The sequence below is a fragment of the Mesorhizobium qingshengii genome, from assembly GCF_900103325.1.
Classification (GTDB): Bacteria; Pseudomonadota; Alphaproteobacteria; order Rhizobiales; family Rhizobiaceae; genus Mesorhizobium; species Mesorhizobium qingshengii.
The window spans coordinates 1-21,017 of sequence record NZ_FMXM01000041.1 but is presented as its reverse complement, the minus strand read 5'-3'; the positions used below and the strand labels follow the sequence as shown (position 1 = coordinate 21,017).

20 protein-coding genes are annotated in these 21,017 nt (G+C 62.0%); 19 read left to right on the top strand and 1 reads right to left on the bottom strand.

All coding sequences use genetic code 11. The annotated features are described in order from the left end of the window. Nucleotides 1–133 precede the first annotated feature (133 nt). The 8 genes from BLS48_RS32850 (at nt 134) to BLS48_RS32815 (ending at nt 9,029) form a co-directional block, all read left to right on the top strand. Nucleotides 134–856: a LuxR family transcriptional regulator gene (locus BLS48_RS32850; RefSeq protein ID WP_038655506.1), complete on the top strand. Its 723-nt coding sequence runs from the start codon at nt 134–136 to the stop codon at nt 854–856. 83 nt (nt 857–939) lie between these two features. After that, nucleotides 940–1,656: an acyl-homoserine-lactone synthase gene (locus BLS48_RS32845; protein WP_240565321.1), complete on the top strand. Its 717-nt coding sequence runs from the start codon at nt 940–942 to the stop codon at nt 1,654–1,656. Between the two features lie 606 nt (nt 1,657–2,262). Continuing rightward, nucleotides 2,263–3,222, top strand: a complete 960-nt coding sequence (locus tag BLS48_RS32840; RefSeq protein WP_038655092.1) for an AfsR/SARP family transcriptional regulator — start codon at nt 2,263–2,265, stop codon at nt 3,220–3,222. Nucleotides 3,223–3,557: 335 nt separating this feature from the next. Then, the gene (locus BLS48_RS32835; RefSeq protein ID WP_038655089.1) at nt 3,558–4,019 is read left to right on the top strand and encodes a nuclear transport factor 2 family protein; all 462 of its coding nucleotides are present in this window, start codon (nt 3,558–3,560) and stop codon (nt 4,017–4,019) included. A gap of 22 nt (nt 4,020–4,041) precedes the next feature. Continuing rightward, nucleotides 4,042–5,898 (top strand): alkaline phosphatase family protein, encoded by a 1,857-nt coding sequence (locus BLS48_RS32830; protein ID WP_167365340.1) that lies wholly within the window; start codon nt 4,042–4,044, stop codon nt 5,896–5,898. Further along, a complete protein-coding gene (locus tag BLS48_RS32825; protein ID WP_051727004.1) occupies nt 5,895–7,259 on the top strand; it encodes a DegT/DnrJ/EryC1/StrS family aminotransferase in 1,365 nt (454 codons plus the stop codon). Before BLS48_RS32830 ends, BLS48_RS32825 begins: the two co-directional genes overlap by 4 nt. Beyond that, a complete protein-coding gene (locus tag BLS48_RS32820; protein ID WP_091586466.1) occupies nt 7,259–8,119 on the top strand; it encodes a transketolase in 861 nt (286 codons plus the stop codon). The genes BLS48_RS32825 and BLS48_RS32820 overlap by 1 nt, the downstream gene beginning before the upstream one ends. Next, on the top strand, nt 8,106–9,029 hold the full coding sequence (locus BLS48_RS32815) for a transketolase family protein (RefSeq protein WP_038655083.1): 924 nt from the start codon (nt 8,106–8,108) through the stop codon (nt 9,027–9,029). The genes BLS48_RS32820 and BLS48_RS32815 overlap by 14 nt, the downstream gene beginning before the upstream one ends. Nucleotides 9,030–9,037: 8 nt before the next feature. On the opposite strand, the gene BLS48_RS36645 is transcribed toward BLS48_RS32815, so the two are convergent. Further along, a complete protein-coding gene (locus tag BLS48_RS36645) occupies nt 9,038–9,163 on the bottom strand; it encodes a hypothetical protein (RefSeq protein WP_280142562.1) in 126 nt (41 codons plus the stop codon). A gap of 30 nt (nt 9,164–9,193) precedes the next feature. Between BLS48_RS36645 and BLS48_RS32810 the strand changes: the two genes are divergently transcribed. The 11 genes from BLS48_RS32810 (at nt 9,194) to BLS48_RS32760 (ending at nt 20,954) form a co-directional block, all read left to right on the top strand. Next, complete coding sequence (locus BLS48_RS32810; protein ID WP_167365339.1) at nt 9,194–10,372, top strand: radical SAM/SPASM domain-containing protein; 1,179 nt, start codon at nt 9,194–9,196, stop codon at nt 10,370–10,372. Between the two features lie 98 nt (nt 10,373–10,470). After that, nucleotides 10,471–12,399, top strand: coding sequence for a B12-binding domain-containing radical SAM protein (locus BLS48_RS32805; RefSeq protein WP_167365338.1), 1,929 nt, complete (start codon nt 10,471–10,473; stop codon nt 12,397–12,399). Next, the gene (locus BLS48_RS32800) at nt 12,396–13,589 is read left to right on the top strand and encodes a diaminopimelate decarboxylase family protein (protein WP_038655075.1); all 1,194 of its coding nucleotides are present in this window, start codon (nt 12,396–12,398) and stop codon (nt 13,587–13,589) included. The genes BLS48_RS32805 and BLS48_RS32800 overlap by 4 nt, the downstream gene beginning before the upstream one ends. Before the next feature lie 11 nt (nt 13,590–13,600). Then, nucleotides 13,601–14,404: a DUF3050 domain-containing protein gene (locus BLS48_RS32795; RefSeq protein WP_091586464.1), complete on the top strand. Its 804-nt coding sequence runs from the start codon at nt 13,601–13,603 to the stop codon at nt 14,402–14,404. Between the two features lie 203 nt (nt 14,405–14,607). Then, a complete protein-coding gene (locus BLS48_RS32790) occupies nt 14,608–15,606 on the top strand; it encodes a metallopeptidase TldD-related protein (protein ID WP_167365337.1) in 999 nt (332 codons plus the stop codon). Further along, a complete protein-coding gene (locus tag BLS48_RS32785) occupies nt 15,603–16,571 on the top strand; it encodes a hypothetical protein (RefSeq protein ID WP_091586460.1) in 969 nt (322 codons plus the stop codon). Before BLS48_RS32790 ends, BLS48_RS32785 begins: the two co-directional genes overlap by 4 nt. A gap of 2 nt (nt 16,572–16,573) precedes the next feature. Continuing rightward, nucleotides 16,574–17,140, top strand: coding sequence for a hypothetical protein (locus BLS48_RS35870; protein WP_167365336.1), 567 nt, complete (start codon nt 16,574–16,576; stop codon nt 17,138–17,140). Between the two features lie 31 nt (nt 17,141–17,171). Continuing rightward, on the top strand, nt 17,172–18,149 hold the full coding sequence (locus BLS48_RS32775; protein ID WP_143019577.1) for a cysteine peptidase family C39 domain-containing protein: 978 nt from the start codon (nt 17,172–17,174) through the stop codon (nt 18,147–18,149). After that, nucleotides 18,149–19,075: a sulfatase-like hydrolase/transferase gene (locus tag BLS48_RS32770; protein WP_208604710.1), complete on the top strand. Its 927-nt coding sequence runs from the start codon at nt 18,149–18,151 to the stop codon at nt 19,073–19,075. The genes BLS48_RS32775 and BLS48_RS32770 overlap by 1 nt, the downstream gene beginning before the upstream one ends. Before the next feature lie 65 nt (nt 19,076–19,140). Further along, nucleotides 19,141–19,617 carry a hypothetical protein gene (locus BLS48_RS32765; protein ID WP_051727001.1) on the top strand — a complete coding sequence of 159 codons (477 nt, stop codon included), beginning with the start codon at nt 19,141–19,143 and terminating at the stop codon, nt 19,615–19,617. Nucleotides 19,618–19,718: 101 nt separating this feature from the next. Further along, complete coding sequence (locus BLS48_RS32760; protein ID WP_167365335.1) at nt 19,719–20,954, top strand: cytochrome P450; 1,236 nt, start codon at nt 19,719–19,721, stop codon at nt 20,952–20,954. Nucleotides 20,955–21,017: the final 63 nt, after the last annotated feature.

The window sequence follows — 21,017 nt, the reverse complement described above, 5'->3', positions numbered from 1 at the left end:
CCGAGGCGTGGATCATGATCGCCCACATACGCCTCATCACGCGCCGTCTCTCAAGATATTGCTATCATTGACCTCTTTTCGAGTCCGACTCTAAGATGAGTTACAGATGGACTGTGCGGGGGAGACCTCTGGCATGATCGATTCAGATGTATTCGACTTTGTCGAGCGCTGCAGGAACCATGCAACAGCGGGGTCGCTTTTGAGCGATCTGCTTAACGCTGCAAAAAAGCTCGGGTTCGAGCATCTAATCTTGAGCGGCGTGCCTTTGGGTGGCCAGAAGCTCGCACCGATGATAGAATTGAACGGCTGGCCTAGGGGGTGGTTCGAACGTTACGTGGAAGCCGAGCACGCCGCCGTAGATGGTGTATGCATATATTCAGCAAAGACACTGAAGCCGTTCCTTTGGTCTGAGGTTCCGGCCAAATGGTCGGAGACGGAAGCATCGCGGCGCGTCGCAGGAGAAGCGACGGAGTTTGGCATCCGGAGCGGCTTTGCTGTGCCGATGCTGAGCGTTCACCATTGGCAGTCCGTTCTGTCATTTGCCTCTTCAGCGAAGTCTTGCGAGCTTCCGCGTCGTCAGCAGGCGCAACTGGTGACGATGGCCATATATGCCGGTATGATCGTCCAGGCGCTTTCAGACGACGACAAAGACGGTGATGGCCCTCTGACCGACCGGGAAAAGGAGGTGCTGCTTTGGGCCGCGGCCGGCAAGACCTCATCGGAAACCTCACAGATCCTCGGCCTTGCCGAGCGAACTGTAAAATGGCATGCAGCGAGGGCCCGCGAGGCTTTTGGTGTTGCCACGACGACGCAAGCCATTGTCGAAGCAGTCCGCAGGCGCCTGATCCATCCTTGAATCCGTCAACTGTCCGATCGGACAGGTGACGGATTTTAGCATTGCTGCAATCATTCCCCCAAAGAACGATTGGGGATCGCGTTATGATTGCGGCTCATGTAGTCAACGCGCAAAACAAGCACCTCTACGAGAATGAATTTGACGAGTTTTTGCGCCGTCGGCACGATTTCTTCGTGCATCAAAAACACTGGCGTCCTCCGAGTCCAGATGGTCGCGAACTCGACCAGTTCGATACGGATGCGGCAACTTATCTGCTCGGCATTGAAGGCGGGCGCGTCGTGACCTCGGCTCGACTAAGCCCAACGAGCGAGCCCCATATGGTCTCGGAGATTTTTCCCCATATGTGTGAGAAGTCCGGCGTCCCTAGGCGGGCCGACTGGGCCGAATGGACCCGCACATTCGTCGTTCCCGACAAACGCTCCACCGGGCTGCGAGGGACGCTGACACAACTGTGCTGTGCGGTAATGGAGTACGCCCTAAACGAGGGTCTCAGCGCGGTGGGCGGCGTTCAGGAAACTTACTTCATGCCTCACCACGGCGCGCTGAAGTGGCGGGCAGAGCCGATGGGAATGGCGCTGGAGGAAAATGGCGAGTGGTACATCGTCGCTTACATCGAGGTGAATGAGGCGGCGCTGGCGAGTGTTCGCGAAATCCTCAGGATAGAGCACTCGTTGCTTGTTCGTCGTGGAGTTCAAATTCCATTCGTTGCGGTTAATAATTCCTCGCAAATACTAGAGGCTGAAAACAGGAACAGTGTGTCGGATCAATTCCGACTCGCCGAACTTCCCGTTCATACGTAGATTCGGAGGAATCTCGGTCGTTGCCCAAGAATAAGATCAAGAGCGAAGCTGAGTATTCGACATATTTGATCGGATTTCCCCTTGGCGAATTCGATTTCGACGACGTGATACTCATCTTTGATCCGGCCGCGCTGCAGCGGCGATTCTTGCGAAGCTGCCGATGTCCTTTGCCACGGCAAGCGAGGCGTTGCTGCTTCCCGATCCTTGGCCGGAGAGAACAGATCCTAAATCGCTGGCTCTTCCGACGCCACCGGCCGAATCCGATGTTTGCCGCGTTTTGATGGTATGACGCGGTAGCCGCAACTATCACTGCCGTTCACGGGGATTGCTAGGCACCGATGGCGCCGCCAAACGGTCCGCGATTTGAACGCGGTGCTAGCGCGAGGAATCTGGTAAACGCACGCCGAGCGTGCTTCACCTTCGTTCTTCAGGATAGCTGGCTGGAGGGATATAGTTTTCGATAGCAATTGCCGGCATTGACCCCATGATTACCTGTTGTGGCCGCTAAATCGGTACTAATGCTTGCCAATAGCAATATTAGTGTATACATCAAGCAACACGCTCAACAGCATTGGTTTACAAAACGATTAGTATCACGGGTGATGCATGATATGGAAGGTCAATACATTCGGTGGTCTGCGGCTATTCTATCAAAATCAGACGCTTGGGGTACATCTATCGCGAACGTCCAAAGCGTTGATCGGAATGCTTGCGGCGCGCCAGGGCCGCAGCATTCCGCGTGATGAGGTCACGGAGTTGCTTTGGTCTGCCGATTACGACAAAGCTTCTCAGCATCGACTAAGCACGATCCTTTGGCGACTGCGTAATCTGGGCGATATCGGCGGACAGGCGGCCAGCCAACGGCTGGTTGTGATCGAGCCTAGCGGAGACATCAGGATCAACGACTGCAATGTCGTCAACGTCGATCTCGCTGAGTTTGAATCTGCGGTGGTGCGGTGCCGCATCCGTCGGGATGAGGCATCACCCGAGGACGTTGCCGTGCTGACGAGGTCGGCAGATCTATATACGGCAGATTTCTTGCGCGACATCGATTTAGAGTGGGTATCGGAAAAGCGGCAGTATCTGCGGCAATGCCACCTGGATATCTTACAGTTTCTTATTGAATGTCACAGCCATCACTGCAACTACGACGAAGTGATTGATTATGCGGGTCGGTTTCTGCGAATTGAGCCGTATCTCGAAACCGTTCACGTATTTATGATCAAAGCCTGTCTCGCGACGGGGCGGCGATCTATGGCGGCCGCGCGCGCCGAAGCGTGCAGACATGCGTTTATGGATGAGCTTGGTGTCGCGGTCGGGCCGGACACGCAGCTGCTGCTTTCGTCGCTTGCGTCAGCTACCAAAGCGCACATCAGGATGCCTACGAAGCACCGTGTTGAAAGGGGCGTGGGGGGGGGCGTCGACGGCACTGGCCTCGTTCAACTGAAACAGGCCTGTTCGCAGCTCGTTGATGTCTGCTCAAGCCTGTTGCTCGACGCCAACGATGCAAAGCCGAGCCCTACGGCCAATAAATCCTCTCCTCTCAGGAAATCGGCCGAGCAGTAGGGTAGCCCAGCTGCACGCTTCCTCATCAACCCTCCCCGATGCCTGCGGTCGGCGAAGACGCGGAAGGTGCGATCTCGCGCAAACCTATTCTCATTCTCAATTCCTCACCTCACCTCGACGGACGGTGACGACTCCCTGGCCTTTCTTTCACTTCTATCGACTGTGTCCGCACTGAGGTCGTGACCGAGGAGGGGCGCCGAGGCGTCAACTGTGATCAGGCTGTGATGCCCCTGAGGCGAGACTGAGAAGACGGGCTGTTAGGTTGGACTCGTAAATGAATCGGCCGCAATCGGACCGAGGCGGCTGCTTTTGCTGACCAACGGAGGAAATGAGCCATGGCTTTGAGTGAACCGGACGTGACAACGTTCCTGAAGACGTTCGTATCCACATACGAGAAGGGCGACGCGTCGTTCTTCGATCTGTTCGCTGGCGACGCTTCTGTTTTCAGCGTGTCGGTTCCGACCCGCATCGACGGTGCGGAGGAGTACCGGCGAGGCTACGAAGAGCAGTTCCAGGGAAAAAACCGACGGGCACAAATCCTTTCGCCGGAAATCCGCATCGCCGGCGACGTGGCGGTCGTCACCTATCACAACCGCGTTGCGTTCGACAATCAGTCGACCAACCTGCGGTCGACCCTGGTTCTCTCGCTTGTCGGCAAGGACCTTAAGATCGTGCATTTGCACAACTCACCTCTAGCCTCGCCGGGCGTCAGTTCGACCCCGCGGCGGCCGGAGGATGTAACGCTGCTGGAGGAGCGCGTCGCTACCGCTGCGGCCGCGGTGGGCACGCCGAAATAGCGTCAGGATGCGGAGAGGTAGCATGCCCAAAAACGCGCGTCGCCGGACTGCGCTTGTCGGCATCGACGGATTTGCTCCTGCTTTCATGGACCAGTTCCTGGATGCAGAGACGATGCCGGCGCTCGCGGCTCTCAGGGCGCGAGGGTGTGAGGTGCCTCTCCTGTCCACCATTCCCGCATGCACGCCAGTAGCGTGGGCGGCGATGATGACCGGCTGCCATCCCCAGACCAACGACATCCAGGGGTTCCTCACGGCGCGGCCCGGGCAGCCGCTCGACTGTCGCGTTCCCGGGGTCTTTGCCGACCGGCTCAAGGCGGAGCCGATATGGCAGACGGCCCTGCTCAATGGCCTCCGATCCTATGTGGTGAAGTTTCCAGTATCGTATCCGTCGCAGGCATCGCTACGCGTCGACGGTGCGGCGGGATGGGGTGGAATCACATGCTTGCACGAAACGGCGGTGGCCAGTACGTCGAGGTGGCCCGGGCCCGGACAGATTGGCGAGGGGCCGGCGTGGGCGGGCGCGCCGCCCGGTGGCGGCGCAGTGACGTTCTTTGGCCGCCTCTGCCTACCAAACATTTGGGGGCACAGAGCGGTCGAATTCTCGTTGGCAATCCTCGATCGGGACACTCATCCGGTTTTGGCGATTGCCTCCGCACCGGACTGGTCCCAGCTATGTACGATGCTCGAGATTGCTCAATGGAGCGAGCCGATCGTCCTGCCGGTCGAGGGGCGGACGGGTCGCGAGGACCACGCGCTGCGCTTCAAGCTCATGAGCCTAGAGGCCGCGCCAACGCGGATCGCGTTGTTCAATACTTGCGTGCACGCTTTGTTCAGCCACAGCGCACCATGGGAAATATGGCAGCGGCATCTCGCGGCAGCAGGTCCGATTGAGGAGCAGACGGACCCAAGCCTGTTATTCTCTGGCGCGATCGACATCGCCACACAGATTGAGCGGTGTCGGCTCAATGTCGAGTGGCTCTGCAAGGTCTCGCGCTCGATCCTTACCGCGGAGCCGTGGGATTTCTTCGCCGTCCAGCTCCACTTCGTGGATTGGGCTCATCACCTCCTGCACGGGGCACTCGATCCGCGGCACCCACGCTTTGACCGCGCCCGGCATCGCGAAGCACATGATTTGCTACGACTGTTCTATGCTATGGCCGACGAACTTGTCGGCGAGGTAACGGACGCTGCAGGTGACGCCGATATCATCGTAACTGGGGATCACGGCCAGGACCTGCATCATACCACCGTGCGACTCAACGAGTGGCTCGCGGAACGCGGCCTGATCAGATTCATCGCGGGCGGCGAGGCTGTGGATTGGGCCGGTACCAGCGTCTGCGCGCTCGGCAACACGCTGCACATCAATCGCAGCAGAACGATTCCGGGAGGCATCGTGTCCGAACAGGAGGCCGAGTATCTGATCGAATGGCTGTGCTGCGAAATAGCGGCACTCATCGTGCCGGAGACTGGTGAGCACCCGATCCAAAGCATTTGCCCGCGTCAGCAGCTTGCCCATCTCGGGGGAGCCGGCGAGGGAATGGGCGACGTGGTGTTCTTCTGCGCCAGCGGCTATCAGGCCCGCAACGACCGTGGCCCGCTGTTTCAGGTGACGGAGCCGTGGCGCGAGTTCACGAGCGGGCACGATCATTTTTCGCCATTGGATCCGCGCCTGTACAGCCGTCTCTACGCCGCTGGTCCACATGTCGCCAGCCGGGCAGCACAAGCGCCCCTGCACTCCGTGATCGATGTCGCGCCGACCATCGCCGCGCTGCTCGGTATCGCGCCCTCGCCGGACACGGAGGGGCACGTGATCGACGAGCTGCTGGCCGCGATCGACCCGACCAACAACCTTGCCGAGAAGCACGCGGTGCACGCATGAACGTCCAGAACCCAATCATTCAGCCCCGTCCTCGCCTGGCCATCGATGGCGGCGACCCCGTGGTGCCGAGCGGCTATGTCATGATGTCGCGTTGGCCGCGGTTGGACCGCGCCGACCTCGATGCCGTGATCCAACAACTCGAGTCCGGCCAGTTCACCGAAATGTCGTGCACGGCCCAGGTGCACGAATTTGAAACCGAGCTTGCAATCCTGACCGGAAACAAATACGCGCTGGCGCTCAACAGTGGCACTGCCGCGCTGCATTGCGCGCTGGCCGGGGTCGGCGTCGAACCGGGCGACGAGGTCGTGGTTCCCGCTCTTGCCTACATCGCCTGCGCAGCCGCGGTGCTGCATCATCAAGCGATTCCGATCTTCGCAGACGTAGACCCGTGCTCCTACAACGTGACCGCGCAATCGATCGCAGCGGCACTCACGCCGCGCACGCGCGCCATCATGGTCGTGCACCTACACGGCCATCCGGCGGACATGAACGAGATCCGCACCTTGTGTGATGGGTTGGGGCTGCCGCTGATCGAGGACTTCTCGCAGGCCGTGGGAGCCAGCTACGGCGGCCGCCCGACCGGGGGGCTGGGGACGGTGGGCGCCGCCAGTCTGATGTCGGGAAAGAATCTACCCTCGGTCGGGGAGGCTGGGGTCCTGGTGAGCCGCGATCGTGGCATCCGCAACCGGGCCGCACGGCTGAAGGCTTTCGGCGAAGAGATCGACAGCGATGGCGGCTATCGTGTGATCGGCACGACCATGGGCTGGAATTATCGTATCAACCTGTTGTCGGCGGTGATGGTCAGCCGCCAAATCTATCACCTCGAATCCTACACGGCGTTGCGGCGCGCTAGCGCGGGCCGGCTCAATGGGGTCTTGGCCGAAATCACAGGCTTTTCCGGTCCATCTGAGGGCGCCGATCGCGAGCATTGCTATCACATGTACCGCTTCCGCTTCGATCCGGCCGAGGCGGGACTCGCAGTCTCCATCGACCAGGCACATGAGGCGCTCAAGCAAGTGTTCTGGGCCGAAGGCCTGCCGGTGGTCGAGTTCCAGAATCAGCCGCTGCCCGGCCACGATCTCATGCAGGGAAAGCTCGGCTATGGACGCGGCTGCCCATGGACTTGCCATGGACGAGGGGATCACAACTACCGCATCGAGGATTATCCAGGCGCGCTGGAGGCGATCCGCAACTCGCTCGTGGTCGGCTATCCGTCTCAGGCGGTGCTGGCTAATCCCGAAGTCGTGGACGCCTATCTCGCGGTCTTCCGCAAGCTGGAGCGGAACATGCGCGTGTTCGAACGTTTCGCAGCTGACCTGCCGTCTGCCCCGCCTTGGCTCGCACCTCCACGGATCTTCTGATGCACATCGAATATCCCCATGTTGCCGCTGATCTGGCCAGCCAATTGGCCGAGCGCGCCCACGCTTTGCGGATGCTGATCCTCCGGACGCACGCGGCGGCCGGCCAGGGCCATCTTGGAAGCTCGTTGTCGATCGTGGAGATCCTCGTCGCGTTGATGTCGAGCGGAGTCGAAACCGGCTCCTGGGGTAAGGCGCCGCATGGTGACCGCATCGTGCTGTCCAAGGGGCACGCCGCTCTTGCGTTCTATTGTGCGCTCGCCCAGACCGGCCTGATACCGCAGCGTGATCTCGAATCGTTCAGCCGTAATGGCGGCAAGCTTGAGCCGCATCCTAACGAGCGCACCGTTCCTGCGGTGCAAGCGTCAACCGGTTCGCTTGGGCAGGGATTGTCGATCGGTGTTGGTCTCGCGTTGGGTAGCCGCATGTGCGGTCACAACGACTCCTGCTTTGTTATTCTGGGGGATGGCGAACTGAACGAAGGACAATGCTGGGAGGCTGCGATGTCTGCCTCGCGGTTGCGGCTTGGCAATCTCGTGGCCGTGGTCGACGCCAATGGCTTCCAGCAAGATGGCCCGATGGACGAGATCATGCCGGTCACCGGCCTGGCGGAGGCCTGGCGGACACTTGGCTGGGCGGCCGCTGAGGTAGACGGCCACGATTGCGCCATGCTGCTTGCCACGCTGGCGGCGACACGCAGCGCCGATCGTCCGGCGCTGATCGTGGCGCGGACTGTGAAGGGCCGTGGCGTACCCTTCATCGAACATATGACGGAGAGTCATTTCCCTCCGCCGCTGACCGCCGCTGAACTCGTCATGATCGACCAATTGGCTGCAAAGGGGACGGCGAATGCCCGCGGCTGAGGTCTATGGCCCGCTGCTGGCGGCGCTTGGTGGTCGAGACGAGCGGATCGTCGTCGTCGATGCCGGGCTCGGCTCATCGATGCAGACCGGTGCATTTCGCGCCAGCTATCCCGAGCGCTACGTCAATCTTGGCATCGCCGAGGCCAACGCGGTCGGCGTCGCTTCCGGGCTCGCCCGGCGCGGCCTACGGCCATTTGTCCATTCGTTCTCCAATTTCCTGGCGCGCCGCGCCCACGACCAGATCGCGATCTCGGTCGGGGTAGGGGGGCTGCCAGTCACGTTGATCGCAGGATCGTGCGGTATATTCGATGGTCGCAACGGTCCGTCGCATTTCGCCGGCGATGACTTGGCCGCGATCTGCACAATGCCGGGCATGACCGTCTACGAACCCGCTGATACTATCGATCTCGAAACATCGCTCGAATGGGCGCTGGCCAGTGCAGGCCCGGTCTATATCCGGCTACGCCGGAACGGCATGCCGCAGAGCATCGGCGATCCGTTGCTGACGCGGGAAGCGGTACGTCTGGTTCGGCTCAGCGTCGCGGCGCCGGTCGTCACGGTCGTGGCCGTCGGCGCCATGTTGGACGAGGTTCTGACCGCCTGCCGGATACTGCTCGACGACGGGATCGTCCCCGAACTCGTGCACGTGCTCAGGATCAAGCCGTTCGATGAGTCTGCAATTCTCGCGTCGGCTCGGCGGACCGGACGCATCCTCGCGGTCGAAAACCACGTCACCCATGGCGGCTGTGCGGCCGGCATTGCGATGCTTGCTGCGCGCGAAGCAATCAGATTTTCTGCATTGACGCTGCCAGATGCCATCCTCCCCGCAGGCGACCCGCGTTGGTTGTTGGCCCATTGCGGCCTCGATGCGACGTCGATTGCCGATCACCTCTCAAGCCTGTTGTCTTGAAGGAGCATCTAATGCTTCAGCATATGGCCCCACTCGCCCATGGTCACCGCGCCGAGCTGCCCGACAAGACCCGGCCGCTGGTGCGATGGCGCCGCGAGGCATTCGGCCTCCTTGCCGCCTTTCCAGATGGGCACGTCGCCGTGCTGGACGCGGAAGCGGCGCCATTGCTGGAGGCCGGCGCCGATTACGCCAGCTGTTCGGGCTATCGCCTCCCTCGGCTCGAAGTGGCGACGGATTTTCATTTCTCGGCGCCGCTGATGGCATGGCTGGAGCTCACCCGCGCTTGCAATCTTCGTTGCCCTCACTGCTTCGTCGAAGGCGGGGTGGCGCGCGCGGGCGAAATGCGCACGGACCGCATTCTCGCCCTGCTCGACGAATGGGCTCGGATGGGGGTGTTCTCCGTCATCCTGACCGGTGGCGAGCCTACGATGCATCGGAATTTCCTCGAAATTGTCCGTCACGCGCACAGCCTTGGCTTCGTGGTCGGGATTGCCACTAACGGCATGCCGATCACCGAGCGCATGCTGTCGACGATCCCGCGCGACGACGTGATCATCAGCGTCAGCATCGACCATCTGCACGGGCAGGGCGCACGCAAAGGCCTCAGCGATTTCGAGTACGCCAAGGGCAAGCTCCTGATGATGAAACAGGCCGGATTCAACACGTCGATAATGACGACGACGTCCAGCCAGAACGTGCATCAGCTGCAGGACATTATCGACTGGGCGATCGAGAACGATCTCAGCCTGCGCAGCGTGCCGTTCGTCGAGATGGGGCGCGGCAAGCTCCACGGCCACCTGCTCAACCAGAGCCAGGACGTAGAAGCAGCCGCCCGGTTCTGGATGACGGAGGAAGAGTGGGAGCGCGTGCGTGATCCCAAGCTCGGCCTGTGCGCCGGCAAGGTGTTTAATTTCCTCCTGACGATGGTCTATGCGACCCGCCGCTGCATGAGCGGCCGGGGCATCGCATATGTCAATTCCAACGGCGACGTCTATCCCTGCAGCACCTGTTCCGGCAACAAGGTCCTATGCGCCGGCAATGTGGCCTGGAGCGATTTTGCCGAGATCTGGGAAGGCAAGTGGGATATCCGCGCCATCACCTGGGACACCTTCGAGAGCACCTGCAAGGGCTGCGCGGTCGCTGATCGCAAGTATTTCTGTACCGGTCGCTGTCCTGGTAGTTCCAGCGTCCGCCACGGCCGTCTCGACGGCTGCGGGAGTACGGACTTTCAGAAGGCTAGCATCCTGCGGCGCGAGGAATTGTTCAAGGCCAGCATCAATGCGGAGCCGGCCGTACCGGTGCATGCTCCGCACACCGTTTCGGATCCACCCGTCAGCGCTTGAGGCAAAAGAAATCGATGCGTATCTCGCTCGCAACCAGCCTTCATCTCGACCATGGTTCACGTCGCTTTGACGCTCGGCCAGGCGATCCGATCAATGTCATGCAGGCATTCGTGCCGGTCGGTCTTCTGTCGCTCAAGGCATCGTGTCATGCCGCCTGCCCGAGCGCGGCGGTGGACGTGGTCGAAGTCAACACGCTGATCAATGCCGGGCAGATCCAGAACAACAAGGACTTCTACGATGACCTCGCGGACGCGATCGTCGGCGGCGGCACCGATCTCGTCGGGCTTATGACTGACTCCGACTCGCTCCACCACACCGTTGCGATCGCCAGCCGCGTCAAGGCACGGGCGCCGCGCGCGCTCGTAGGCCTTGGCGGCCCCGCATCGTCACCGCTCGCCCGCCCGCTGTTGCAGCGTTTCGAGCAGATCGACTTCATTGTCCGCGGCGAAGGCGAGGAGACGTTCGCAGAAGCCATTTGTGCGCTCGAGCGTGGGGCGACGTTGTCGTCCGGCATCGCCGGCCTGACTTGGCGTGATCGCTCGGATGTCGCGCATAATACCGATCGCAAGGTGATCGAGGATCTCGACACACTGCCGATCCCGGATTTCGCCGCCTACTCCGGGATTAGGGACGCCGCACTCTATCTAGACGTCGGCCGCGGCTGTCCCTTCAAGTGCTCGTTCTGCGCGACAGCTCCGTTCTGGGAGCGTCGTTATCGGATGAAGTCGATCCCGCGTATCCAGGAGGAGATGCGGCTGCTGCGCGACCGCTGGGGCCGTCGTCACGTCAATTTCTCGCACGACATTTTCACCTGCGACGCCAAATGGACACATCGTTTCTGCGATGCGATGAAGTCGGCCGAACTCGGCGTCACCTGGAGCTGCTCGACCCGCACCGACGTGATCGACCCGGAACTGCTCGCCCACATGGCCGAAGCCGGCTGTGTCGAGATCTATTACGGCATCGAGACCGGCTCCCAGGCGATGCAGGCAGTGATCGACAAGGATCTCGATCTTGCACGGTCGCGCGACATCGTGCGCGCGACGGCATCTGTCGGCATTCGTCCGGTTACTGGCTTCATTCTCGGTTACCCCGAGGAGACACCCGAATCGGCCTCGGACACCCTCACGCGCTTCTTCGACTTTCTAGAAGTCGGCGGATATCGCGCGCACATCTTCACGCTTTGTCCGTTCCCGGGGGCACCGATGTTCGCTCGCGCGCAAGAGCTGATCGGGCGGCGGTCGGAATGCCTCGAGCTTCCACTCGCCGCCGAGGCGGCGGCGGAAGCCGACCGGACGATCAGTGAAAATCCCCACATCTTCGTTGCACATTTCCGCTACGCGACGGCGGGCATTTCGTCGGAGCTCGTCGCGGCCGTCGAGGAGATTTCACCACATCTCGTGCTGCTAAAGCGGCTCTGGCCGTTGTTGTTGCCGCACTACGATGCACCGATGACCCTATTGATGCGCTGGACGCATTGGATCGCCGAACGTAATGCGGAGCGCCCATGGCGAGGCCGCCATCACGGCGACGCCGGCGACCTGATTGACTTCCTGGCCCGCGAACTTGCTGAACTCGGCATCGCCGATGGACGGCTCGGCGAACTCCTGCGCTACGAGGCTGTGAAACTTTCCGCCGCGGCGTTGCCGGCGAATTCACTCGACGACACCGAGCGGCCGACGCAGGTGAGCAGCGACACCATCCTTGGGCAAGCGAGGCATTACCTGATCGCGGCGTTCGCGGTCGATATTGGTGGGTTGATCGCCGGTCATGCGCAGCCGGCCAACGATGTTGTTCTGCCGCAATGGGTGCTGTTCGCGCGCGGATCGAGCGGCGCAGTCGACACGATGATGATCAGCGATCGCGCCCGCCGGATCCTCGAATCTGCGCAGCGGCCACGAAAGGCCGGCGAACTCGCGCGCGCCGCGCTGATCGATGCTGCGGGAGGCGGGCCGACCGAGTGCGGACTGGACACCGTTCATGCGTTGCTCGAACGAAGGCTGTTGAAGGAGGTGATACCGTCATGACCGTTCCGTCCCATGTCCTCGCCCACGCGCTGTGCTTCGAAGGTCCCGTCTATGTTTATGATCTCGCCGTGTTGCGCCAGCGTCTGGCGCGATTGGAAGCGCTGCCGGTACGCCGCAAGCGAATCCACTTCGCTACGATGGCGAACGACAATCCGCAGGTCCTCGGCGAGATTGCGGCCGCCGGACATGGCGTGTTCGTGAATTCAGCCCGCCATCTGGCGCTGGCGTTGTCGGCTGGTTTCACGCCCAATCGGGTCATCTTTGCGTCCAGCAACATGACGCCGGCGGAGATGCGCCATTGCCACACGTGCGGCGTCCACCTCGTGCTGGACTCGTTGGCGCAGGTCGAGACTTTTGATTCGCTCGCCTCACCCGGCACTGCGGTCGGCGTCCGCGTCAATGTCGGCAGCGCTATAGACACACCGGAGATAGGCAACGAGCCGTCTTATCGCTTCGGCCTGTTGCCGGCGGAGCTCAACGCGGCTGTGGAGCGCGTTCGGAGGTTGCGGATCTGCGGTGTGCATTCATATTTCGGTACCGACATCATGGCCCCGGAGACGCTGGCGGAGGGGCTGCGCCGGCTCGTACGCGTAGCGGCATCATTGCCCGATCTGAGCTATGTCGACAGCGGCGGCGGTCTGGGTGTCCCGGAGGACCCGGACGCACCAGAGTTCGACCTGAAAACCTATGGAGGGCTGGCGGCCGCCGAGCTCGCCGAACTCGAAAGCAGGCTCGGCCGTCCGATCGAGCTTGTTATCGAGCCGGGACGATGGCTGGTCGCCCCAATCGGCTGGTTCTTCGCCCGGGTCGTCGACATCAAGAGGCGTCCAGATCGAATCTTCGCCGGCACCAGCGCGAGCGTCGCCCAATTTCCGCGACCGCTGGTCTATCCGGACCGGGCTCACCATGCATGCGAGATCATGACCGGCGAGCGTCCACGCGCGCTTGCCGATCGTCCGGTCTGGCTCTCTGGTAATTCGACCTATTCCCGCGACTTTCTCGCCCGCGCCGTAACGCTACCTGAACCGGGAGTTGGGGATCTGATCGCATTCCACCATGCGGGCGCATATTGCCGCTCGATGGTGACCCGTTTTCTAGGCAAGGAAATGCCTGCAGAAATCGCCCTCAACGCCACGGTTCGCCACAATGCCAGGCCGGAGCAAGCCGCTCTGCTCAGCGTCGCAGATTGAAAGGAAGTCGCATGTCGGCACTCGGTATGTACAGCCTACTGCGTCGGCTCGAACCGGCGCGTCACCAACTTGCAGGTCATGAAGTCTATGCGGCGCTCAGTTGCATCGAGGACGTACGCGTGTTCATGGAGCACCATGTGTTCGCTGTCTGGGATTTCATGTCGCTGTTGAAGAGCCTGCAGCGGAGCCTCAGTTGCGTCGAGGTTCCCTGGCTGCCGGTTGGCTCGTCGCGCATGAGGCGACTGATCAACGAGATCGTGCTCGAAGAGGAAACCGACCTGATCGATGGTGAGGCGACAAGCCATTTCGAGCTTTATCGTTCCGCCATGCTGGCGGCCGGCGCAAACACCCGGCCGATCGATACCTTCGTGAAGGCGCTTCGCGATGGCGCTGAAGTGGCTGTCGCGCTAGCCAGCTGCTCCGCCCCCGTCGGCGCGCGCGCCTTTGTCGGCAAGACCTTCGAGATCATCGCCTCGGACAATATTCACCAGATTGCTGCCGCATTCACGTTCGGGCGAGAGGAGGCAATCCCCGGCATGTTTCGCACCTTGGTCGCTTCCCTGTCGCGGCAGCAATCCAGCTCGCTGACGCCGTTCCAGGTCTATCTCGATCGTCACATCGGGCTTGACGAGGACACGCATGGACCGATGGCCGTGGCGATGCTTGCGGAATTGTGCGGCGACGACGAACGGCGATGGGAACAGGCGACAGATGCGGCGCTTGCCGCTCTCGCCGCCCGCCTCACCCTCTGGAGCACCGTATCGAGCGAGGTTTCGCTGCGACGGCTCGGTGTTCCTAGCCTCGTGGCTGCCTGAGTCCTCGGGGTGCGATGCCGATGCAGCGGGCGGGCGAGCAGGGTACACTTCTCACGATCGGCCTAGCCTGGCCGCACGGAAGTCCGATGCTTCAGACTACGCGGTTCGCAGCCTATTGCGAGGGTACCGAGGCAGGCGGGGTGGGGCGGCACAGCGGTCCGCCTCCGGCGGAGTGGGGCGTTCCCAATGTCGATAGGCCGCCCGTGACGCCGCCGGACACGGCACGTCTGAGGCTCTCGGAATTTGCGGCCGCGGTCGGACTGCCGGCATCACTGCGCTACAGCCGTGTCGCTGCGCAGCGCTGGGTCTTGGAGCCCTTTACCGGCTGGTGCCGCCGTCCCGTCGACGTATTCGCGCTCACGGGGCGGCTGCATCTGGCTAACGGCCGGTTCATGCCGGTGGGATGGAGTGGCACGGGCGATGGACTGGCGCGCCTGCAAGCCGGCGCCCTGCGGCAGCGTCTCGTGCAGGTCGCGCGCGACGCCGGAATGGCCCAACCCACCGTGTCCTGCGATGGCCCGGCCGTTCTGGCTTCCCAGCCCGCAGCCTTGATTGCGCACGAGGCGATCGGACATTTCGCGGAGGGTGCTGCAGACCCGACAATCGATCTGCGTCACCGGCTCGGCTGCCGGCTGGGGGCGGATGATCTCGAGGTGCTGGATGATCCGACTTGTGGCGCTGCCGCGCGCTACGATGTCGATGACGACGGGATCATCGCAACGGGAGCCACCCGGATTCTGCAGGACGGGGTGCTTGTGCGCCAGCTGCATGGTCGCGCATCGGCAGCAGCGGCGGGCGAATTGCCAACCGCGAACGCGCGCTCTTCACAGATCACACTGCCACCGATTCCCCGCATGTCCAATCTGATCGTATCGCCCGGCACCAACTCGTTCGAGGAACTCGTCGACGGAGTTGGCAGCGGCGTCATTATTCATCACCTGTCGCACGGTTTTTCGCGCGGGCTCCATGTCGAGGCACGGATCATGCTCGGCGAAGTTGTCGCGGCAGGGCGCGCCACTGGCCGCTTCTTCACCGGTGGTCGGGTGGAGGAGCGCGTCGATGTACTCACCCGCTGTCTGGCGCGTGCCCGTGAGAGCGAACTCAACCCCAACGCCCTGTGCGGCAAGCATGGCCAAATTCTCTACGATGTCGGCACCTTGGCGCCGGCGATGCGGCTGTCGCGATTGAGGATTGTCGCATGAATCGGATCGATCGCAGCGTGGTGTTTGCGCGCACGTCGGACGGCTTGGCGACGAGCCATTTCAGCCATCGCCTCGTCATCGACGGAGCCGCTGCCGACGTTCGGTCCTGCAGCATCGATCCGCGCGATTGCGACGGGCCGGCGCGGACGGCGTGGGCGCGGTGGCAAAGTCGAGTACCGGTCAGCCGGAGCCGGGCGGTCACCGCCGAGTGCGGAATCGTGCGGGAGGGTCGACAGACACGGACCTACACAGTTGTTCATCTCGATGGCGCGATCCTGGAGATCGACGAGATAGACTTCGACCACCCCAAGACGACCGACGAACTGGAATGGTCGCAACGACCGCAACACGCAGCCATGGTGCTCGGGCCGTCCGCGGTTCTTGCGCTGGTGGACTTCGCCATTGATGGTGTGCTGGCCCCGCGCGGGCCGGCCGGTGCCGGCGCCCTCGCACCTTTGAGTATCATCGACACATCGACTTCGCCTTATCCGCCGCAGCACCGGGAGGACGGCATGACGCGACCGCTTTGTACCGCCAATTCCGGCGTGGCCGACGATGCCACCTTCTTGCTGCTCCAGCGAAGTGAACGTTGGCAACGTCCGCTCAACGCGCTGTACAATGTCAACCGCCGCAACTTAGCGCTCTACCATCCAGCCACAGTCGATAATCCGCCGGTCGCCTTAGTGATCGACACGCTGGTCGCCGAGGGGGAGCCGACCACTGCCGCGTCGAATTGGATCGGCAGATGGCACCTGCGCTCGCCCACGGGGGGGGGCTGGGGCAGTGGGCCGTTGTCGATCCGATGGGACGTGTCGCAATTGCTCGAAGCCACCCTCGGCGCAGTGTCGCCGCCGCTTCCCGCATGCGTGCGCGACCCGATCGAAGGCGACATATTCGGGCTGGCTCCGTCGTTGCTCGTTGGCCGGCTGCCGCAGGGATCCAAGCTTGATAAGGTGCCAGGATGACGATGCATGCGATCGACCTCGCACCGCACTGCAATGCCTGTGCGGCCACGTTCGACAGCGAGAGGTCAGCCGGCTGTGTCAACATCTGGGGTAACAGCTTCCCGGCTGAGGATGTGCCCTTCGGTCGCCCCATCATCGTCGGCGGCGTGACCTACCAGCTGGTCGCGAAGCAGCCCGGCACCCCCGACCATGTCGAAGCGCTTGGACAGCGGATTGATATCGGTGTGGTTGCAGTTGGGCGTGCGCTCGGTGTGCTGGGATTTGGCGAACTCGGACCACAGACCTTGATGTTGCGGTTGACGGACCGCTTCGGCGCGGTCGTCGGCGTTCGCGCGCAGCTCCCGAACTGGCTCTTGCCTCGGGAGGCTCCCGCCAGCACTGCGACTTGGCGCGCCAGCCACCTACACTATGTTGGCGACTACGAACTTGACCATCTATGTCCGGCGATGTTCAGCGCGAGGGTCCCTCTGCCAGCCCCGTTCTCGCCGGTGACGCTGACAATTCAACCGAACCCGCTTGCCCATGTGATGGCGGTGACCATGTTGCAGAATGGGGGCGGCTATGTCTGATTCGATTAGGCCGATCCTAGTGCCGAGTCCCTTGGCAAATCTGCAGACGATTCTTGATGCCTTCCTTGGGATTCCGAGTGGGTTCATGCTGGCGAGCGTCTGGTCGTTCAACCGCTTTGATCCCGATGCAGCGTCAATAGCCGAGTTCGACGTGCCGGGCGGCTGGCACTTGCTCGGCGCACGCATCGCCGCATATGCGGGGCTGGAGCTCGTGGCCGCGGTGTCCGATCCAACCGACCTCGCTTACCTGCGTCTCGAGCTTGGACAGCCGGTCGTGCTCGCGGTGGATAGTCACGAACTGCCGTATCGTCCGGCCTATGGCAAGGTGCACAGTGCAAGGACCATTCTCGCCACGCGGATCGACCGGTCCGCTGGAACGGTCGATGTGCTCGATCCTTGGCCGCCGACCTACACTGGGTCCGTTCCAATCTCGATGCTAGATCGCGCCCGACAATCAGATGTGCCCGAGGACCGTGTCCGCGAGCCGCTCTATGCCGGAGTCGAGCTGAAGCGCCGCTGGTGGACCCTCGCGCTCGTGGCGGATGCCAAGTCCAAGACGGTCGACGGAGCCATGACGGCGGTCGCAGAGCTTGCCCATGAAGCCGAAACAACAGCAAGCGCCGACGCCATCGAGCGGTTTCAGGTTATCGTGGAGGAGGCGATGGCAAATTGGGACGGCGCGCGGCAGGTTCGTCGCGCGGCTGCACTGCACCTTCGGGCAGAGATCGGGCTTCGCGCCTATCTGTTGGCGCTGTTGCGTCGGACCGCGCAGCTACTCGGTGATACGCTCTTCGCCGCCGAGCTCGATCGCTGGGCGCCGCATCTCGACGCGCTCGGTTTTGCCCGCGACGTACTGATCAAATCGCTCGGCCTTAATCGGAGCGAATACGCCGAGATCGTCGCCAGTGCGCTGTGCGAAGCGAGCGGCCGCGAGCGGCGGTTCGTGCAATTCCTGCGCGCGTTCTGCGCCCTCGAACACGCGGACGAATTGACAAAGGGGCAGGCGTGATGGTGAACCACATCGTCTGGATTATCTTCGACAGCGCGCGCTATGACTGCTTCGAGGCCGCGCATACGCCAGCCATCGACCGTATCGGCCCGGCACAAAAGCGCTACAGCTATGCAAGCTGGACCGCGCCCAGCCATCATACTTTCCTGATGGGGCTGCCGCCCCATGCCAACGAGCCGGGTGTGCTGTCGTCCGACGCGCAGCGCCGAGATCTATCGCTCTGGCAGGCCCGTATCGGTGGCAACAGGGAAGACGCGATCACATTCGCAGATTTCGCACCGACGTTGTCGTTGCCGCTGTTCCTAAGGAGCCTCGGCTACCGGACCGAGGCCTATGTGTCGATGCCAGTGCTGAATCCGAAGACGCTTATCGCTCCCCATTTTGACATATTCGAGCTGATGCCGGTGCACAACGACCTTCGCGCCATCATCGGCCGGCTGAACTTTGACGGAGGCCCGCACTTCATGTTCATCAACGCTGGCGAAACACATTATCCCTATTCCTTGCCTGGAGAAAATGCCGGTGACCTGCCCCACATTCCCGGTGTGCACGGGCTATGGCGTGGCATGGACGAGTTCGTGAGAGAACCGCAGGCATCGAGCGGCGAGGGCGCGGCGGATCGTTTCGACGTCGATCGTCTGCGGCCGCTCTGGAACAAGCAGGTACAGTGCATCGAGTATCTGGACGGTGTGATCGGTGAGCTGATCGAGATTGCGCCACCGGATACTTGGTTCATGGTGACGTCCGATCACGGCGAGCTGTTTGGCGAGGGCGGTTATTTTGGCCACGGCCCGGTCATGCATGAAAAGGTATTCGAGGTCTTCTTCGTCGAGGGCCGCAATCCCCGTCGTGGCGGTGGCCAAATTGGTCGCGACGAACTGGAAGCCACAGTGCTTGGTAGGCTCAAGCAGCTTGGTTATCTCTGATGTCCTGCATTCCAACAGCCTCAAGGATTTGCGCTGTGTCGGTAACGGGCACCGAAATAACCATAATGTCGTTGCTGAAGAAATGGGGGCTGATCGAGAGCCTTTTCGGACCGCAGGTCGCGAGCGGAGGTTGCTGGCGCATGTATTGGGGCGTTGAGAAGGGCGGACGCAGCTTGCATGCACTGCGTGGGCCGCAGGCGCGGCGACAGTTTCATGCGCTGGTCGCCCGTGGTCGGATCCACGACCTGCTTGCATTTGCGAAGTGGACACCGGTCGGATGGGCTTGCGTCGGCCCCTCCGAGGACTTTCTGCGGTTGAGGCGCGTTCGCGCCTTGGTGCGTGAGCGACCCCAGGGCACCTGGTCCATCGTATGGTTCTCCATCCAGATGAAATGGCGCGCCTTGGGAGTCGGATCGCGGCCACGCGAAGCGGGCCGCGATTTTGCCTTCGCGCAGGGCGCGAACTGCGTGGAAGGCTATCTGGCCAGTCCCCGCCAGACGTTACCCGGCGCTTCGTCTGCACCCGGGTACCTGCGATGTTAGCGGCGGCAGGCTTTGGAAGCTCCGGGCGGCTCTCGGACAGTGACCTGAACGAGCAGCTAGGTTGATCGAATCAGCGCTTTGCAGGGAATATGGTGACGGACATGCCGGTTGCCCTCGTAACTCCTCTCGACGATCCCTTCGGTCTGTTCGAGCCAGCCATCTTCGATGATCCATATCCAATATACCACATGCTGCGGCATGCGGATCCGATCCACTGGTGTGCACCGATCCAGTCGTGGTTGCTGACCCGCTACGATGACGCAAATTCGGTGCTCTCTGATCGCCGCTTCGCCAGCGGTGCACGCCGCGCAGCGGCCACTAACCAAATGCCGCTGGAATTGCGGCAGCGCATGATGCCGATCGACGACTTCATTTCCCAGTGGTTGATGAATATGGATCCGCCGCAGCACCTTCGGCGGCGTGTGCCGCTCAACAAGCTCTTTTCCAAGCCAGTGGTCGACCGCATCGCTGCCGAGATACAGCGGGTTGCAGATCAACTGATCGATCGCATGCTCCGAGCGGGCGGCGGCGACTTCATTGAGGACTTTGCCCAACCATTTCCTGTTGCGGTGATCGCCGCGATGGTCGGGATTCCGCCTCAGGATCACGCGAGACTTTTCACCTGGTTCAGCCGGATGACGGCCTATTTCGAGTTGGGAGCTGCACGGCCGGAGATCCTCGATGGAATGACAGCCACCATTGCGGAAATGAGTGACTATTTTGATGCGTTATTGGACCTGCGGCGTCGCATTCCTGAGGATGACGTGCTCACTCGTCTGCTTGCGCTTGAAGAGCCTCCGTTCGGCCGGGAGTGGACACGCGCAACCCTCGCGCTGCTATTGTTCGCCGGCCACGAATCGACGCGAGCCACGATCGGGAATGGGATGCTCGCGCTGCTCGCACGACCTGATACGATGGAGCGTTTACGCAAAGATCCGTGTCTGCTGGACCGCGCGATCGAGGAAATGTTGCGTTTCGATGGCCCGTTCATGCGGCTCGACCGCGTCGCCTCGGCCGACGTCGACATGCGTGGACAGCGGATTACTTCCGGCGATCGCGTAGTCCTGATCCTCGGCGCTGCAAACCGCGATCCGGCACGCTTTCCCCAGCCTGACGTCTTCGACATCGACCGCGCCGATATCGATCATCTTGCCTTCGGTCACGGCGAGCATTTCTGTCTCGGCGCCCGGCTCGCCCGCATGGAATTGGCGACCGGGTTCGAGGCGCTGCTGCGACAGCTGCCGCAGCCGCGTCTCAGCGGTGACGTCGTCTGGCGGCGTCACTTCAATCATCGCGGCCTCCGTAGGATGCCGCTGGGCGTTGGTGCGCGGATATGAAATCGAACGCATTTCGATCATTAATGTAGTTGGTTATGCCTGCGTGACTTGACGCCGGATAGA

Bases quoted from the DNA above. Each gene is read 5' to 3' on its own strand.
- BLS48_RS32825 (WP_051727004.1), top strand. From the start codon at position 5,895: ATGAACGTCCAGAACCCAATCATTCAGCCCCGTCCTCGCCTGGCCATC.
- BLS48_RS32820 (WP_091586466.1), top strand. From the start codon at position 7,259: ATGCACATCGAATATCCCCATGTTGCCGCTGATCTGGCCAGCCAATTG.
- BLS48_RS32770 (WP_208604710.1), top strand. From the start codon at position 18,149: ATGGTGAACCACATCGTCTGGATTATCTTCGACAGCGCGCGCTATGAC.
- BLS48_RS32815 (WP_038655083.1), top strand. From the start codon at position 8,106: ATGCCCGCGGCTGAGGTCTATGGCCCGCTGCTGGCGGCGCTTGGTGGT.
- BLS48_RS32765 (WP_051727001.1), top strand. From the start codon at position 19,141: ATGTCGTTGCTGAAGAAATGGGGGCTGATCGAGAGCCTTTTCGGACCG.
- BLS48_RS32835 (WP_038655089.1), top strand. From the start codon at position 3,558: ATGGCTTTGAGTGAACCGGACGTGACAACGTTCCTGAAGACGTTCGTA.
- BLS48_RS32850 (WP_038655506.1), top strand. From the start codon at position 134: ATGATCGATTCAGATGTATTCGACTTTGTCGAGCGCTGCAGGAACCAT.
- BLS48_RS32800 (WP_038655075.1), top strand. From the start codon at position 12,396: ATGACCGTTCCGTCCCATGTCCTCGCCCACGCGCTGTGCTTCGAAGGT.
- BLS48_RS32840 (WP_038655092.1), top strand. From the start codon at position 2,263: ATGATATGGAAGGTCAATACATTCGGTGGTCTGCGGCTATTCTATCAA.
- BLS48_RS32760 (WP_167365335.1), top strand. From the start codon at position 19,719: ATGCCGGTTGCCCTCGTAACTCCTCTCGACGATCCCTTCGGTCTGTTC.
- BLS48_RS32845 (WP_240565321.1), top strand. From the start codon at position 940: ATGATTGCGGCTCATGTAGTCAACGCGCAAAACAAGCACCTCTACGAG.
- BLS48_RS32785 (WP_091586460.1), top strand. From the start codon at position 15,603: ATGAATCGGATCGATCGCAGCGTGGTGTTTGCGCGCACGTCGGACGGC.
- BLS48_RS32805 (WP_167365338.1), top strand. From the start codon at position 10,471: ATGCAGGCATTCGTGCCGGTCGGTCTTCTGTCGCTCAAGGCATCGTGT.
- BLS48_RS32795 (WP_091586464.1), top strand. From the start codon at position 13,601: ATGTCGGCACTCGGTATGTACAGCCTACTGCGTCGGCTCGAACCGGCG.
- BLS48_RS35870 (WP_167365336.1), top strand. From the start codon at position 16,574: ATGCATGCGATCGACCTCGCACCGCACTGCAATGCCTGTGCGGCCACG.
- BLS48_RS32830 (WP_167365340.1), top strand. From the start codon at position 4,042: ATGCCCAAAAACGCGCGTCGCCGGACTGCGCTTGTCGGCATCGACGGA.